General features: G+C 35.6%; 12 protein-coding genes and 1 pseudogene. 2 read left to right on the top strand and 11 right to left on the bottom strand.

Features of this window, described 5'->3' with window-relative positions; all coding sequences use genetic code 11:
* The first annotated feature begins 70 nt into the window (after positions 1 to 70).
* Positions 71 to 991, top strand: a complete 921-nt coding sequence (gene tagU, locus ACTJJQ_RS12445) for a polyisoprenyl-teichoic acid--peptidoglycan teichoic acid transferase TagU (RefSeq protein ID WP_440600238.1) — start codon at positions 71 to 73, stop codon at positions 989 to 991.
* 234 nt (positions 992 to 1,225) lie between these two features.
* On the opposite strand, the gene wecB is transcribed toward tagU, so the two are convergent.
* A complete protein-coding gene (gene wecB, locus ACTJJQ_RS12440) occupies positions 1,226 to 2,365 on the bottom strand; it encodes a non-hydrolyzing UDP-N-acetylglucosamine 2-epimerase (protein WP_008343196.1) in 1,140 nt (379 codons plus the stop codon).
* 268 nt (positions 2,366 to 2,633) lie between these two features.
* Between wecB and galU the strand changes: the two genes are divergently transcribed.
* Positions 2,634 to 3,515, top strand: a complete 882-nt coding sequence (galU, locus tag ACTJJQ_RS12435; protein ID WP_008343198.1) for a UTP--glucose-1-phosphate uridylyltransferase GalU — start codon at positions 2,634 to 2,636, stop codon at positions 3,513 to 3,515.
* Positions 3,516 to 3,541: 26 nt separating this feature from the next.
* Here the strand turns inward: galU and tagH are convergent, their stop codons facing one another.
* The 10 genes and pseudogenes from tagH to tagD all read right to left on the bottom strand — a co-directional run bounded on the left by tagH (position 3,542) and on the right by tagD (position 16,985).
* A complete protein-coding gene (tagH, locus tag ACTJJQ_RS12430) occupies positions 3,542 to 5,140 on the bottom strand; it encodes a teichoic acids export ABC transporter ATP-binding subunit TagH (protein ID WP_440600237.1) in 1,599 nt (532 codons plus the stop codon).
* A 19-nt stretch (positions 5,141 to 5,159) separates the two neighbouring features.
* Positions 5,160 to 5,999: an ABC transporter permease gene (locus tag ACTJJQ_RS12425; RefSeq protein WP_025208081.1), complete on the bottom strand. Its 840-nt coding sequence runs from the start codon at positions 5,997 to 5,999 to the stop codon at positions 5,160 to 5,162.
* 237 nt (positions 6,000 to 6,236) lie between these two features.
* Positions 6,237 to 8,918, bottom strand: a complete 2,682-nt coding sequence (locus ACTJJQ_RS12420) for a glycosyltransferase (RefSeq protein ID WP_440600236.1) — start codon at positions 8,916 to 8,918, stop codon at positions 6,237 to 6,239.
* Between the two features lie 6 nt (positions 8,919 to 8,924).
* On the bottom strand, positions 8,925 to 9,674 hold the full coding sequence (locus tag ACTJJQ_RS12415; protein WP_144679126.1) for a hypothetical protein: 750 nt from the start codon (positions 9,672 to 9,674) through the stop codon (positions 8,925 to 8,927).
* Positions 9,675 to 9,727: 53 nt separating this feature from the next.
* On the bottom strand, positions 9,728 to 11,005 hold the full coding sequence (locus ACTJJQ_RS12410) for a nucleotide sugar dehydrogenase (protein WP_144679125.1): 1,278 nt from the start codon (positions 11,003 to 11,005) through the stop codon (positions 9,728 to 9,730).
* A 14-nt stretch (positions 11,006 to 11,019) separates the two neighbouring features.
* The gene (locus tag ACTJJQ_RS12405) at positions 11,020 to 12,309 is read right to left on the bottom strand and encodes a glycosyltransferase (RefSeq protein ID WP_144679124.1); all 1,290 of its coding nucleotides are present in this window, start codon (positions 12,307 to 12,309) and stop codon (positions 11,020 to 11,022) included.
* Complete coding sequence (locus tag ACTJJQ_RS12400) at positions 12,306 to 13,520, bottom strand: glycosyltransferase family 4 protein (RefSeq protein ID WP_144679123.1); 1,215 nt, start codon at positions 13,518 to 13,520, stop codon at positions 12,306 to 12,308. Before ACTJJQ_RS12400 ends, ACTJJQ_RS12405 begins: the two co-directional genes overlap by 4 nt.
* Before the next feature lie 286 nt (positions 13,521 to 13,806).
* Positions 13,807 to 14,994 (bottom strand): annotated as a pseudogene (locus tag ACTJJQ_RS12395) (CDP-glycerol glycerophosphotransferase family protein); the annotation flags it as partial.
* Positions 14,995 to 15,030: 36 nt separating this feature from the next.
* Complete coding sequence (locus ACTJJQ_RS12390) at positions 15,031 to 16,500, bottom strand: alpha-glucosyltransferase N-terminal domain-containing protein (protein WP_144679122.1); 1,470 nt, start codon at positions 16,498 to 16,500, stop codon at positions 15,031 to 15,033.
* Between the two features lie 95 nt (positions 16,501 to 16,595).
* Positions 16,596 to 16,985, bottom strand: a complete 390-nt coding sequence (gene tagD / locus ACTJJQ_RS12385) for a glycerol-3-phosphate cytidylyltransferase (protein ID WP_008343212.1) — start codon at positions 16,983 to 16,985, stop codon at positions 16,596 to 16,598.
* Positions 16,986 to 17,280 lie beyond the last annotated feature (295 nt).

Here is a 17,280-nt window from a genome sequence, read left to right as displayed (position 1 = left end):
AAAATAACTTGTTTATCAAGATTCGTAAACCTATAATCATGGAAGAATCATAGAAAAGGTGAGGGACAGAATGAGAGCAGAGAGAAAAAGAAATAAGAAAAAAGCACTTTGGATTATTTTATCTATTATTGGCTTGTTTGTATTGGTAACGGGCGGCTATGCCTATCATCTTTGGAATACAGCCGCATCAACTGTCGCAGGCATTCAAGAGAACTTAAAGAAGTCAGATAAGCGTGACAAAGATGTCGATTTAAGTAAAAAAGACCCGATCTCCATTTTAGTCATGGGTGTCGATGAAAGAAAGAATGACCGAGGCCGTGCAGATACATTAATATACATGACAGTGAATCCGAAAACGAAAACAACTGAGATGGTGAGTATCCCCCGTGATACGTATACAAAAATTGTCGGAAAAGGCACAATGGATAAAATCAACCACTCCTACGCTTTCGGCGGTACACAAATGGCTGCAGATACAGTAGAGGAACTGCTTGATGTACCTGTAGATTACTTTGTAAAAGTGAATATGGAAAGTTTTAAAGACATTGTGGATACACTTGGCGGCATTACGGTGAACAGCACGTTTGCTTTCAGCTATGATGGCCATTCATTTGGTACAGGAGAAATTAACCTGAACGGCGATCAAGCCCTTGCCTATACAAGAATGAGAAAGCAAGATCCTAAAGGTGATTTCGGCCGTCAGCAAAGACAGCGTCAAGTCATTGAAGGCATCATTGCAAAAGGCGCTAACATTTCATCTATTACGAAATTCGGCGATATGTTTAAAGTCGTTGAAAACAACATGAAAACCAATATGTCCTTTGACGACATGTGGACGATGATGAATGATTATCGTGATGCAAGACAAAATGTGAAACAGCACGAGCTAAAGGGAACAGGCACACGGATCAATAATATTTATTACTATCAGCTTGATGACAGCAGTTTAGCGAAAGTGAAGAAGGAATTGAAGGATAGTTTGGAGCAGTAAAAAAGAAGACTACAGGAATGTAGTCTTCTCCGATTGTTGACAAAGGGCTAAAATGAACTTTATTTTAGCCCTTTGTCTTCTTTTCAGCGTGATAGAAAGCCCTTGAAGTCTAGGAAGGACGAGAACTGGAGCGGAGCGAATTTGATATTCGTGAGTACCAGCACGCAGGACTGACAAAGAATGCGAAGGTTTGTCTACACGCTGAGAAGACTACAGGAATGTAGTCTTCTTTTTTTATGATTGAAATGGGGCTGGTTTTTCATCACTTAAACCAAAACGATGAAGGAGTTCTTGGACAATTCGTTTCGACGCTTGTCCATCACCATATGGATTAGACGCCTTTGACATGTTGTCGTACTCTTTCTGATCGACTAGAAGCTGTTTTGCCATGTTGTAAATGGTCTCTTCATCTGTACCTGCGAGCTTAAGCGTACCAGCTTTCACGCCTTCAGGACGTTCTGTTGTATCACGAAGCACTAATACTGGCTTTCCTAAAGAAGGGGCTTCCTCTTGCACACCGCCTGAATCCGTTAAAATAAAGTGCGACGCAGCAGCGAAGTTATGGAAATCAACCACTTCAAGCGGCTCAATTAAGTGCACACGATCAAGATCACTGAATTCTGTCTGAGCAGCATCACGAACAGCAGGATTTAAATGAACAGGGTATACGACTTGAACATCTTCAAATTCTTCGACAACACGGCGAATCGCTCTAAACATGTTCTTCATCGGCTGACCAAGATTTTCTCTGCGATGAGCCGTTAATAAGATCATTTTATCTGAACCGATCTTCTCTAAAATTGGATGTTGATATTGTTCTGTGACTGTTGTTTGCAGGGCGTCAATGGCGGTATTCCCTGTCACACAGATGGTCTCTTCTTTTTTATTTTCTACTAAAAGATTCTGCTTCGCCTCAGCCGTAGGGGCAAAATGAATGTCAGCAATAGTGCCTGTCATTTGGCGGTTCAATTCCTCAGGGAACGGCGAGTATTTATTGTGTGTTCTTAAACCCGCTTCAACGTGGCCGACAGAAATTTGGTGATAGAACGCAGCCAAACTTCCTGCAAAGGTTGTCGTTGTGTCGCCATGAACAAGCACAATATCAGGTTTTTCTTCTTGGAATAATTGATCTAGTTTCAACAATGCATTTGATGTAATTTCAGATAATGTTTGGCGCTGCTTCATGATGTTTAGATCATGGTCTGGCGTAATAGAAAATGCCTCAAGAACTTGATCTAGCATTTCTCTATGCTGAGCTGTGACAGTGACAATTGAATTTATTTGTGGATGTTTATTAAGTTCAAGGACAAGTGGAGCCATTTTGATTGCTTCAGGTCTAGTACCGAAAATAGTCATTACATTTAGTTTTTTCACTTGTTTATGCCTCTTTCCTAGTATAATACTTTCAATTATACACAATTTGGAGGATAAATTTAATGATATAAAAAAGAAATTTACATTGAATTAACGTTATCATTCACCCTCCTTTACATTTAACATATAAAATGTAAACTATCTAAAAATCATTTTTAGTGAAATCATTTGTCTTTCCTATGATTTGTAAGTTACACTTTATAAAGACGACCAAGAACTAACATTGATTATTAAATCGGTTATCTATGTAAGGAAGGTGCAAAGTTCATTGAAAAAAGTACGTAAAGCCATTATACCAGCTGCAGGTCTCGGGACACGTTTCCTCCCTGCCACAAAGGCTATGCCTAAAGAAATGCTGCCAATCGTTGATAAACCAACTATTCAATATATTATTGAAGAAGCTGTTGAGTCAGGAATTGAAGACATTATTATTGTCACTGGAAAAGGGAAAAGAGCCATTGAGGATCATTTTGATTTTGCGCCAGAGCTTGAGCGCAACCTTGAAGAAAAAGGAAAAAGTGAACTTTTAGAAAAAGTGAGAAAATCCTCTAATATTGCTGATATTCATTACATCCGCCAAAAGGAACCTAAAGGACTCGGACATGCCGTTTGGTGCGCACGCAACTTTATCGGTGATGAACCCTTTGCTGTTTTATTAGGTGATGATATTGTCCAAGCCGAAACACCTGGACTTCGCCAGCTGATGGATGAATATGAAAAAACCCTATCATCAGTGATCGGCGTTCAACAAGTAGCAGACAGCGATACGCATCGCTACGGGATCATTGATCCTCTTACCCAAGAAGGACGCCGCTACCAAGTGAAAAACTTTGTTGAAAAGCCGCCGCAAGGAACCGCACCATCCAATTTAGCCATTTTAGGGCGCTACATTTTCACGCCAGAGATCTTTATGTACCTTGATCAACAAGAAATTGGTGCAGGCGGAGAAATTCAGCTGACAGATGCCATCCAAAAGCTCAATGACATCCAGCGTGTATTTGCCTATGATTTTGAAGGAAAACGATATGATGTCGGAGAGAAGCAAGGTTTCATTGAAACGACGCTAGAGTTTGCCCTTCAAGATGAAGAGCTAAAGAAAAAACTCATTCCATTTATGAAACAGCTACTTGAGAAAGAAGAAGTGAATTAAAAAAAGCTGCCGGCATCGGCAGCTTTTTATTTGCTCGCTGAAACAGTCAGCGTATGCTGTTCATTATCGATAACAAATAGATGATTTTCGCCTTTTACTGCGAATTTCGTTTGTTTTTCATTCATCCAGACATTTTGTTCTGTCAGCCCAAGCGTTGAAGGAGAGATGGGCATGATCTCGTGGAACACCATCGTATTTGCCTGGCCATTTTCAATCACATAATCGGTTTTCTCAGTGGTCAGCCGCTCAATGGTATCGCCTTGTTCACTTTTGACCGAGCTAAGTGTCTGCATTCTTTGCTTCAGCACAGACTCTTCTTTTCCAAGAAAAGAAAGTAAGTACTCATACGAACCTGCAGATGCAGGCGATACATAAGAATTAAACTGACCTGGTCCGATGGATAATGGCTTCAATTTATCCGTCGTCTTAAAGGCTTTCGGCTCCACAAAATACGTTCCTGCTGCTGTTTTAATTTGAACGATTTTTTTATTTTCACCTACAGCCTGTACTTCTTGTCCAAACGACAACGAGACGTCTGCCTTTTCCTTCATGGCTTGGTCTTTATAGACTGTTAATGGATCTTCCACAACAATACCTTGTTGATCAACCTTTTTTAAAGACGTATCCTTCGGCTGAGAACTTGTGGACTGGGGCACTTCTGTTTTATTTAACGTAATGGCCCCAAAGGTGGCCAGCGTTCGAAGTGGGCGATCTGAAAACATCGAAAGAGCAAGTAAAATCGTCAAGATTGTAACAAAGGTCACTTGAAATGCAGGACCAAAAAATGAACGTTTCTCTCCTCTATCTTTATAACGAGTGACTTTTTCTGCCTTGTGTACTCCTTTTCGAGCTTCCTTCTGTTCCATGTGATATTCTTGTTTCTCTTTCTTAGAAAGCTTGTTAAACCAATTCACAAACCCTTTGTATTCTTCTACGACCTTATCCGTAGCATCAAACATACGAAGCTCGCCATAATGCATCCATGCAACTCGGTCGCAAATTTTTTGGATTTGGCCAATGGAGTGACTGACAAAAAAGATCGTCTTTCCTTGCTCTTTAAATTCTGTAATGCGATCCACACATTTTTGATAGAAGGTTTGATCTCCTACAGACAGTGCTTCATCAATAATGAGGATATCTGGATCAATATGTGCAGAAATAGCAAAACCAAGTCGAGATTTCATTCCACTTGAATAGCTTTTTACAGGCTGTTCAATAAAATCACCAATATCCGCAAACTCTACAATTTGTTCATAAAGATCGTCTATTTCTTTGTTCGTCAACCCCATCATTAAGCATTTCAAACGAATATTGTCTTTCCCGCTTAATTGGTTGTTCAACCCTGCTGCAATGGCAATTAACGAGGGCTGACCATCCATTTCAATTTCACCGCTTGTTGGGGGAATGATTTTTGCTAAAAGATTAGACATGGTCGATTTTCCAGACCCATTGATCCCAACAAAACCAATTGTCTCACCCTCATATACATCAAAGGAAACGTTACGAACAGCAAAGAAACCTTTATTGTTTTTATTCGGAAAAAACAGCCCTTTGATTTTATCTGACTGCTTTTTATATAGAAAATACTGCTTGGATACGTTTCGAAACGAAACCTTTAGTTTCATCGTATAATCTCCTTACTTTTTAAAGAAAATCGACAAATTTATCCCTAAATTTCAAATGAAGCAATGAACCAACTATTAAAAGAAGAAGTGTAATCAGCCAAAAATAAAGCGTATATTTGACATCTTGAAAAAACCAATCTCCTTTAATAAAACTTTTCCTAAATCCATCAATAATATAATATAAGGGATTTAATTTTAGGGTAGTCGCAATCCATTCATACTTACCCGTGAATTTATCTCCAATATCCCATAAGATAGGCAGCAAAAACATGAGTAATCTTGTCAAGGATTGCAATAGTTGTTGATAATCTCGAACAAGAACACTAATCGTTGAATTAAACAGACTGAAAGCGAACATAAACGCAATCATACAGATAAAATAATAAATATATTGAATCCAATGGATATCAGGATAGATGCCATTTGCTATGAGCATAATCACATAAATAACCATCATTAAAAAGTAGCTGAATAAATTAGAAGTGATGACTACTGAAGGCAAAGCACTAATAGGAAAATTCATCTTAGATACTAAGTTTATGCGTTTAAAAACACTATTCGCACCCTCTGTAATCGTCGAACTAATAAAAAACCATGGAATTAAACCTGCTAACATCCAAATAAGAAAGGGTATACTTACATGAGAACCGTCTGCCATTTCTGCGGTTCTTCCGGCCCCTCTAAGACCTAAACCGAACACAAACCAATAAGCCATAATTTGAATTAGTGGGTTCAATAATTGCCACAGAACGCCCAAATAATTCAATTGATATTTTGATTTGGTTTCATATACAGCTAACCTTAAAATTAATGGCATTGAACCAAACTGCTCTTTTAGAATTTTATACAATGCATTCACTCTAATCTTCCTTAATTTTAATTGAATAGAATAGACTTTAAATTGATAAAAGCACCGCTCATAATTGTAACAGAAAAATTCCTTCTTTTCATCTTTGATGTATAAACAAACTTTTACATCTCGTCTTCATTATACAGACAGCTATTAATCAGGCAGTAGAATTTATGTTTTTAGACGATGTTCTTAACATACACTTCAAATACTAAACGCCTTATGTTAAACATAAGGCGTTTAGTATCAATCATTATCTTTCAGAAATTCTAATATCTTATGGCTTTTCCATTTCATACCTTCATACAAATTCAATATATCTCTTAATATTCTTTTTGCCGCTTCTTTATCATCATGTTCAATATTACTCAACTTTTTCAAATACCAATTTTCTACATAATTTTCTAATTTATCTTGCTTGTAAGATGTTAATAAATTTTCCCTTTTTAACCAATCAATTCTTTCCTTTTCGAGTATGAAATACTTTTCAAAGAATTTCTTATTGATTCGATTAATCGAAGAATTTTCTACCATGGCATAATAAATATGGACGGGTGTATTGATCACCTTGAAAGATTTGGTCTTCAACAACATTTCATGAAAGAACAAAGTATCTTCACCTATTGCTCCTTCAACCATTTTGAGCTCGTGATTTAGCAATAAGTCCCTTTTAACGATTAAGGCCTGAATACTCATGGCTTTAAATGAGGCTTTAATTAAAAAGTCTGAATGAGGTCCCCGTCTGTAATCAATTCCTTTATTAAGAGACATCATATTAGGATAATAAGAAGACAACCCTTTGACATCAGAAAGCCTAACCATGTCTCCAATAAACATGTCATGATCTTCTTCTAAGGAGCCATCTAACAGCTCTTTATATCCGTCTGTTATCGCTTCATTATCAGGATCTAAGTAAGTTATCCATTTTGCTGTAGCAAACTCCAAACCCTTATTTCTAGGCCTAGATGCGCTACCACTTCCACCTTCTGGATACATATACGTTTTCACATTGTCATAATGTTTATCAAGTGTATGCACTATGTGAGGTGTCATATTATCGGTTGATCCATCATCAATAATGATTATTTCCATTTTTTCAAAAACAGAACTTCTTTGTAAGCTTCTGAAACATTTGTAAAGCAGATGTCGTCCATTATTATATACAGGGATAATGACCGACAAATCATATTCACGTACTTGCTGATTTTTCTCTATCCCATATGAAGTTGTTGATAGCTCTAATGGATCGATACTGTATCCATTAGGAATGGACGTATTTGAAATCTCCTTAATATCTTCCCATTGAAACGAGTCTCTCCAAAACACTGTTCTAAAACGATCTTCTATTTTTTCGATATAATTATGTTCTACACCATTTGTAAACTCACCGTTATGCTCATAAGCATCTTTTGTGACATAGTCACAATTCGTGTACTTGAATGCGTTGATCATATCTTCTAAATAAAATTGACCATATTCATATTTACTGCTAAAAAAAGCTACGATATCAAAACTTCTGTACAGATCATCTGTCATTTCATCTTGAGAGACAAGCTTTTTATCAGGGTAGGATTGTTTATTAAACATGTTGATTGTATGGTCGTCTAATTTTTCCGCAATTACAAGAACATCTCGTTTCTGAAGATTATTCTGACGATCACTAACTACTTGTATCAATTCTTGTACCCTATGAAAAGCAGTTTCTGACCTTAAAACTGTTCGCACACCTTCCATTTGCGTTTGATACCTTTCTTTATCTGACAATTTCTGCAGATAAACTTCTAGCTCTTTACTCGTATTAGCTAAGAACACATTAGGGAATTTACTATTGATACCAACACTGTAGTTCGAAATGACAATTGTCCCTGTTGCTTGAAGTTCATAGACTCGATTGGCAAACATTGTATTGCTATCTTTTACAGAGTTAAGGTTTAAAGTAAAGTCATATAATTTGTGTATCTTTTGTAGAGTTTCGTGATCCGTTGACTCTACAATATAAGGCACATATTCCTTAGGATAAAAATGACGGTCTGATCCTAATTCGAAGTTTCTGTCTACAATAGTCAAATCTTTACCTGCATTTATGACGCCTTCAAATAATTCTCGTGTATCTTCTTGCCTCGTAGGATACTTTTGATACCAAGAACCTGCAAATAAAATATCTTCTCTTCTATTTATTCTAGTCCCGATTGGATTATGATAAAGCGGGTTTACTGCAAATTCTAGTACATTATATGTTTTAGCATTCGGACAATCTTTTTTGTAATCATTTAACACTTCACTACAAGTTGTAAAGATATGATCCGCTTGCTTCGCTAAGTCAACATAATATTCATAGTTAACGGGGTCTTCTTTAGAATAGAATGCAACAGGAATATTTTCACTTTTGAAAAATTGAATAATTGCTTTAATTTCGTTCCTTACCTTTTTAATTTTTGGATTGCCGAGTCCTTTCCATTTACCATCCAATCCTTTCCAAGCAGTGGACAATAAAAACAAATCAATTTTATCAGCTTCTTTTTTATAATTATCCTGATTAATATAAATGAAATTCGCTGCATCTTTTAAACTTTTATATAAAAATTCATCTGCGATAATCCCAATTGAAGCATTATTTTTTTGAAAGTATTTTGTTCCATTACTTGAAGGTAAGTTGGCAATTTGGGCTTTGACGGAATCATAAAAGCCCTTTTTGTAATTTTTTTTCAGATATTGTACATATTCTTTTCTCTTGTCTTCTAAAATCTTCACATCATTTGAGAGTTGTGAAGATTTGAAATCAGGCGTTTTTTCCAATAAACTTTCTAACTCTTTAAAGTCTTTATTTTGATTAAAAACTTTTAACATTTCTTTATAATATGCGAGCTCCTGATTTGCACTTGATTTTTTCTTTTGATTTAGCATTAAATGGTTCTGGTAATTCCCCACACAAATTCACCTATTCTTTCTTTTTTGAGATTTATATCTCCAGTAAGCTAGTGTCAATCTACCTAATTTGGATGAGGATAGAGCTTTGTAACGTTTTTTTATTAGGTTTAGTTCTTTTTCCATCTTATTAGCTTGTTCTAATATTTTTCTCTCATTATTCACCAAATTTAACTTCTCTTCCTTTGACTCTACTAATCTTTTTAGAAGTTTTGATGTTAATTCAGTGTTTTGATTTTGACTTTCATTTTGACTATTATCTTCTACCTGCTTTATTCGAGATAGTATACTCAATAGATTTTCCGCAAAGTCTATCTCACTAGAACTTATAGGAATCGCAATAAATCCTGTCCATGAAGACCTGATGACTTGTTCAATACGAAAATTCTTTTTATGCATGTAAAGTATTAAAGAAACTATTGACTTTACTTGCAATGAATTTTGATTATGGTTAATCCAAAATAACAGCACACCATCATCTTTTAAAAATGGTAATGCATCATCAACTAATCGATCAACATCTGACATAAATTCAGTTGCATTTCCTAACACAAACGTATCTATTTTCTCTGACTGATTGGACAAAGAGCCTTGTTCAATCACTTCTTTGCCAATATAGGATAGATAATTTCTTTCTGCTTCTTCTAAATCAAATTGAAAAAAAACTCTTTTTCCCCTAGTGTTTGTTAATAACCATTTTTCTGGTTGGTCAGCATTTTCTTTAAATGTCTTAATAATTTCTGTTGAAGGTATATCCATTGCTACTCCTTTCTACTAAAACCGAGCTTTACATTCACCAAGGAAAAGCAGATTTAAACCAAGGCTTCTTCTTTTTTTATTTCAGAAGAGAGATTTCCAAAATTAATATAAGTGAAATGTTCATGTCGGTTTTGCAGAACATTTTTTGTGTCAAAAATCATTTTATTTTTCATGCCATCAAGTCTATCAAAATCAAATTCTTTAAACTCTTGATGATCGGTTAGAATCAAAATTAAATCAGATTGTTGAACAGCTTCTTCTAAGTTTTTAATGACAAACTCCTCATCCACATGCGGATCATATGCATCGATTTCATATTTATTCTGATTTTTTAATAAATGATAGATTTCCATTGCTGGGCTTTCTCGAATATCATCGACGTTTCCTTTGTACGTAAGTCCAAAAATAGTCACCTTATTTCCTTCTACTTTTTGCATAAGTTTCTCAACATTTTCGACGACATAGTATGGCATAGATGTATTAATAGAGCGTGATAAGTTAATCATTTTCGCTGTTTCAGGAGCCTTCGCTACAATAAAATACGGGTCTACTGCTAAACAATGTCCGCCGACACCAGGTCCAGGTGTATGCAGGTTAACACGTGGATGCTTATTCGCCATTTCAATGACATCTAGCGCATTAATGTCTAGATCATTACATACTTTGGTAAGTTCATTTGCCAGTGCTATGTTAACATCTCTAAATGTATTTTCCATTAGTTTAGACATTTCAGCGGTTTTGGCATTTGTTCTAATAATTTCACCTTGAACAAACGTTTCGTATACTTTTGCTCCCGCCTCTGTACAAGCTTCTGTAATCCCGCCAACGATCCGGTTATTAAAGATTAGTTCATGAAGAATCTGACCCGGCAGAACTCTTTCCGGACAATGTACTAGATATAGATCTTCACCAATAACGTAACCCTTTTCTTCGAATAATGGTTTAATCACGTCATCCATGCTTCTTGGACCAATAGTAGATTCGATAATTACAACATTCCCTTTTTTCAGGAATGGAATTACTTTCTCAACAGCGCTCTCTACGTACGTTAAATCACATGATTTATACATGTCATCACGGTTCGGTGTAGGAACAGCGATGATAAAGACATCTGCTTCCTCTGGTGTTAAAGAAGCTTTAAATTTTTCAAGTTTAATAACTTCAGTCAAAGCGTCTTGGAGACCTGGCTCCTCTATGTGAATCGTTCCACTATTTAAAGAGTCTATCACACTCGGTTTCACATCTACTCCTACGACCTTAACACCATGTTTCGCAAACATAATTGAAGTTGGCAGACCAATATACCCCAAACCTACTGTACAAAGTTTCATTATTTTTACTCTCCTTATGATTGAATTTGTCCATAAACATTTAAAAGTGATTTTTTTTCTTGTTCCCAATTGTATTTAAGCCTTGCCTGCTGACAATTCTGACTGTACTGACGACGCAATTCAGGATTTAAAACTAACTTGTTTACACCCGCTGCGATTGAAATCGGATCGTGAGAGTCAACGACTACTCCAATATTTTCACTGGAAACAACTTTCTTAATTTCTGGAAAGTCACATGAAATGACAGGCACACCCGCCATAATATATTCAAATAGTTTATTTGAAGAGGCTGAATAATGGTTGAAGCACACATTATTCAATACCTGAAAACCTAAATAAGCATTTTTTGTATACCTAGGGAGATCTTCCAAAGGCACCTTTGGTAAAAATTTCACTCGATCAGTGAGCTTCATGTCTTCCGTTAATTGCATGAGGCTTTCTTTAATTCGGCCATCTCCAATAAAGACGAGGATGCCTTCTTCAAAATTAGGTGCTGCCTTAACTAAATTTTCTAAACCTCTACCAGTTTGAATTCCACCTTGATACAACAGGATCTTTTCATCCTTGGAAATGTTTAAAATCTCATGCAAATCAATTTTCTCTATCTCTTTTTTTTGATCGAACGGATAGTTATGGACAACTTTTGGGTAAAAACCATAGAGGTCTTCGTTGTATTTGGCTCTCGTGTGATTTTCGACTATCATTTGATCAACAAACTTTAAAAGGAAAGATTCCATCTTCCCATATAGTTTGCTATCATACCCAGTCCTGCTTGTTTGAACTTCATGTGAATCATAGATGAGTTTTTTTCTGTTAAAAAGTTTAAACTTTGCACAAATAACACCCTGTGGTAAAGTATTTAAATCATTAGAATGATAGATATCATAATTTTTATTCCATCCTTTTACAATCATTCTTAAAAAGATACTAGATCTAATGATTAATGTTCTTACCTTTTTAAGAAGTAAGGATGAAAATAGGATTGTGAAGGCGATCGTTATAATTGGTAAATAAAAAACACCCGCAGCCCACACTAATAATAGAAGAAGTAGAAGATACTTTTTCTTCTTTAGCAAAGTCAGCATAGACTGAAATAAAACTAACCATCGAGGGTACCTTTTAACTCGGTGGACACGAAATCTTTCATTGATTTCCTCATATGTCTTTAATCCAGGCATTGATGGATCGTGGATACAAATTAGATCGACATCAGATCCGTCTTCTGACAATGCTGTACATTCTCTCAAAACTCTGGCATCGTTGGTAAAGTGGTTCCATACAAACATACATATATTTTTTTTCATGCTTCATTAACCTTTTTTATAGTATTTTTTATTACATTATCTAAAATCATAATATTATTATCCCATAAAAAATTCTTTTCAATAAAGTTCTCGCAATTTGTTTTCATTTCTTGAACCAACTCCGGATGATGATACAAGCGTAAAATAAGAGAAACCATTTCGTCACTCGTTTTTGTTTTAGCTACTAAACCTACATTTTCTTGCTCAATTAAATTTTTTGAATATCCAGAAAGTGAAGCCACTACAGGTAACTGGCAACTCAAGTAATCTATAATACGTCCTGGCAAAACCGTTTCAAAGATGACTGAACGATTAAGCGTTGCTATACCAATATCACAATTTGCCATCATTTTGAGACACTCTTTTCTTGATAATGGATCAATAAATTCAACGTGTTTCAATTCTTTTTCAATGATATATCTCTCTAATTCTTTCTTATTGACTCCATAACCTAGGATCATAAATCTGATATGATAATCCTTTAAACTCGTAACAATATCACGAAAGACATGCACATCTTGAGCAAGACCTAAATTTCCTGCGAACACTACTTTAAACTCTTTCCTCGTGTTTTTTACTGAAATTTCTGGCAGTTCTTCACGCCTTGCAGAGTTTGGTATGAACGTTAATTTAGCTTCTTGCTCCTGTAAATGCTTTTGAAAACCTTGGCTGTTAATGATGATATGATCTGATTTTGAATAGACAAATTTTTCTGCAAGTTTAAAAAAACCGATGATCATGGGATTTTTGAATATCCCCACTCCTTTTAAAGAGTCTGGCCACAAGTCTCTTATGTCTAAAATCATTTTTGTCTTATATCTAAATTTAGCAATAATTCCAGCAAAGGCAACAAAAATCGGGGGAGTTGTAACATAAATTAGATCATATTTATTTTTATCCTTAAAAATAAATATGATCATCCTAAGCATTATTTCTAGATAATAGAAAAGTCTATTCAAAAAGTTAAAAGCATATTTTTTGTTTTTTACTTTCACTCTTATAAATCTTTCATTCTGACTATTTAATTCTTCTTCGTCCCAAAGGTCATGAGAATCATAGAAATTTTTTTCTGGATAAGTTGGATCCGTTGTTAAAACTTTCACATCGTATCCTTTTCTGTGCAGCATCAAAAATATATTCTTGAGTCTATTACCAGCGCTACCTATTTCAGGGTAGAAATTTTGAGAAATTAATAAAATCCTTTTTGACAATCAAATCCCCTGCACTTTCAATTGACAATCGATATTGGTAAACACAACATATTTAAACAATTTTTTAACTATAACAACAATTATAGGTTTATGCTTCCTTAAAAACAACATCTTTTTGATTCTAAAGACTTTAAATCTTTTAATTTTCAACAAATTTCGCTAAAAAAGTTTTATTTTTTTAGAGAGATTTTGTCATTTACAGGCTTAAAGATCTAAAACTAAAGTTACAAAAAGGGCATAAATCCGGTAAACATACAATGAAAGTATGTTACCTGATTTATGCCCTTCATCTTTTTTCCTTATTCAGAATGGTCTCTACGACTCGCTTAGATGATTCTCCGTTCTCCAAGTAGCAAAATTTTTCATAAAATGATGCGAATGAAGCTGGTAATGTAAAGGTCGATTTCTCTGTCTCTCTTATCCAGTCAATTACACTTGCTGTTTCTTTCACAAGCGGACCAGGTGCTTCTTGTTCAAAGTCAAAATAGAACCCTCTTAGTTTGTCGCGATACGTTTCGATGTCTGGAACATAGAACAGCATTGGACGCCTAAGGTTTGCATAATCAAAGAATACGGAAGAGTAATCTGTCATGAGTAGGTCAGAAATCATATAAAGGTCTCGAATGTCTTCGTAATGAGAGAAGTCATAAGCAAAGCCTTCATATGGTCCGAGATCAAAGTTTTCCGCTACTAAATAGTGCATACGAAGGATGATGATATATTCTTCTCCGATAGATGACCTCAACTCATGCAGATCAAGGTCCAATTCAAATTTATACTTTCCAATTGTATAATATTGATCGTCTCTCCAAGTCGGTGCATAGAGGATGATTTTTTTATCAAGAGGCAGGTTCATCTTTTGCTTCAGCGCTCTTATCGTTCCTTCATTATTCTGATTGTGCAGAAAATCATTTCTTGGATACCCTGATTCAATCATGGTCTGTTGAAATTGGAACGCACGTGTAAAGATCTCAGTCGAGTATGCATTAGGAGATATAAGACAATCCCATTTCGATGCTTCTTTCGTGAAATTCTTTTTATATTTCTTCGTGTTTGCTCCAGGAATATGAACTTCGTCCATATCCACAGCCAGTCGTTTTAATGGCGTCCCGTGCCATGTTTGCAAGTAAGTTGTGTGGCCTGGTTTTGGAATCCATAGCGGCAAACGGCTGTTTACAACCCAATACTCGGCTCTTGCCATTGCAAGAATCCATTTAAACGACAGACGATGAATATAATAGATGCCCTTTTCTTGAAACGGTGCTTCGTACCCTTTTTTTACGCTCCAAATCAACGTATAGTCAGGGTGATTTTCTTTCATATACTCATAAATACCACGCGGGTTGCAGCTGAATTGTTTTCCATTAAAGCTTTCAAAAATAACCGTTTTCTTTTTTGGTTGCAGTTTACTGACACCCAAAAACAAGAGTTTAAAAACGATGATATATAAAATTGTAACGATTTTTTTCATTTTCATTCACATGCTTTCACAAAGAATACAGTCCGTTCTTTAATTGATCTTCCAAGAGTAGTAACCATTTTTCGTTTGGTAAGACCACCCATCTATTGACGAAGGTTTGTTGGTAAGCAGTTCTTCTTCCACTTCTAAACGCTGTAGTACCTCTTGATGATGTGTTTTTGACTTGCTTCGGATGTAAAAATCGACATGTTTCGTTTGATTGAGTTCGATCTGTTTCTTTGTTTGAAAATGACCAATCGGGAAAATCACTTGTTGATTTTCGTTGATGGTTTGAGAAATAATTTCAGCACCATTGACTCGATCAAATCCTGCAAAATCTATTTCTACCTGATCCGCAATGTTCATTTCGCCTTCCATCTCAAGCTGCAGATGAAGGACATGATGCTCAGAGCTTACATCACGCAACATCCATCTGGCATGTTCCACAACACTTCTTAGTTCTTCTTTAAGTACTCGATTATCAAGCATATTCTGAAGAGCTGCTCCCCAAGAAGAACCATCATCCTGTGGCAATAGATAAAAGGAAGATTGTTCCCCTAAAACTTTTTCTACATCTTCCTTATGTTTCGGATGACAAAAGAAAATAGCATCTACTTGCTGCTTCCTGATTTGTTTAAATAGCTCTTCATAATGAGTGTGCAATTGACGGGGATTTTCCTCGTAGTGTGCGTCATGCACAAAAGCAGCATAAAATACTGAATCGGATTTTTCCATTTTAAACAGATCGTGATCTATCTCTCGATCTTCTGCAATCATCAATTTCATGCGTTCATTTTTTGTTTGAATATCAGATAGCCATTGCTGTACGATATCGGATTTTTTCACAAATGTGGTGATGCCTGTCTTCTTGTACCAATTAATATGCCTTACTGTATTCTTCTTGGCACTCCCAGAATATATGGTTTCCATGTAGATACTTCTATCATCTCTAATGAATTCTTCCAGAAAAGGGACACCCTTATGCGGAACATAGTGAAGTACTCTTCGTAAAGCGCCATGTATATCGTATTCTTCCCGTTTCATCAATTGCTGTTCTTCATTAAATTGATCTATATACAGAATGGGGGAAGAAGGTAGTTCGTATCTTGTCACTTGAACGGTTGAGTTGTCCTCAGATATAAAGACTTCATTAATCGATTCCGATACGGAACCTGTAATAAACTCCGAATAAACCCTTTTACTCCCGCTCTCCGGTAAAATATAGTGTTCAAAAACATTCAAGATGGAAATTTGAGGGTGAAAATTCTCCTCTAGGCTTCGAATATGCCCCTTTACATTTACATCAAAATTCAAAGTTAAGATGGTAGCTCGTTTATTCTTCTCAGCCAATGATTTTAATCTTAAGTTTAATGAATCCGTTAAGGTGTTGTCCTGTTTTGGCACATCCCCCATAATAAAGTAGTAGTCCATGTCAGGAATTTCAACCGATTTCATTGTTTCATTTCGTTTAGGTTGATCCAATGTGTGTTCACCTTTTTTCTTCATCCAATTTTGAAACACAGGAAGCTCTCCTTATAAAAATGATCACTTGCTATTGTATTTTACATGAAAAAGCACTTCTCACCAAAAGATAAGAAGTACTTTTTTTCAATCTATTATAGTCCAGCAATTTCTTCCTTAATTTGTGTTGTCGAAATACCTTCTGTTCTCTTCAAGTAAACGACTTCGCAATGCTCTTTCAAGAAATCAAATTTACCTTCCCAGTCATCCCCCATAACAAACACATCAATGTCATGTTCTTGTACGTCTCGGACTTTTTGATCCCAGCTGTTCTCTGGAATGACTTCATCTACATAACGAATGGTTTCTAAAATCAGCTTGCGATGCTCGTAGCTATGATAAGCCTTTTTTGATTTTTGTAAATTAAACTCATCTGTAGAGATGGCTACTACTAAGTAATCTCCAAGCTGTTTTGCACGCTCTAGCAGCTTGATATGCCCCCAGTGTAATAAATCAAATGTACCGTAAGTAATAACTTTCTTCATTGCAAACATAAACTCCTTTCTTCATCCTTATTCGACTGCTTCAAGCAGTAATGTTTATCCGTAATCCTATTCTCATCGGTCATGTTTTTTCGCTCTTCGGAACCTCATTATATCATAATGCCTAAAAAACGTTAAGAAAATGTAAAGACAAACTATTTCCAATTTAATGGATGAAATAGTGAAACTGCGTCAATACAGCATTTCAACGTTTTTAGAGACTAGTTGTTTATTAAAATGTCATGAAATTAAAAGGATTGTAAAGTTATTGTTAATATTTCATGGAGCAACTGTGATA

The sequence above is a fragment of the Bacillus sp. 22483 genome, from assembly GCF_052044605.1.
Taxonomy (GTDB): domain Bacteria; phylum Bacillota; class Bacilli; order Bacillales; family Bacillaceae; genus Bacillus; species Bacillus altitudinis.
Note: the sequence above shows the minus strand (reverse complement) of the source record. Positions and strands in the feature narration are given on the sequence as shown.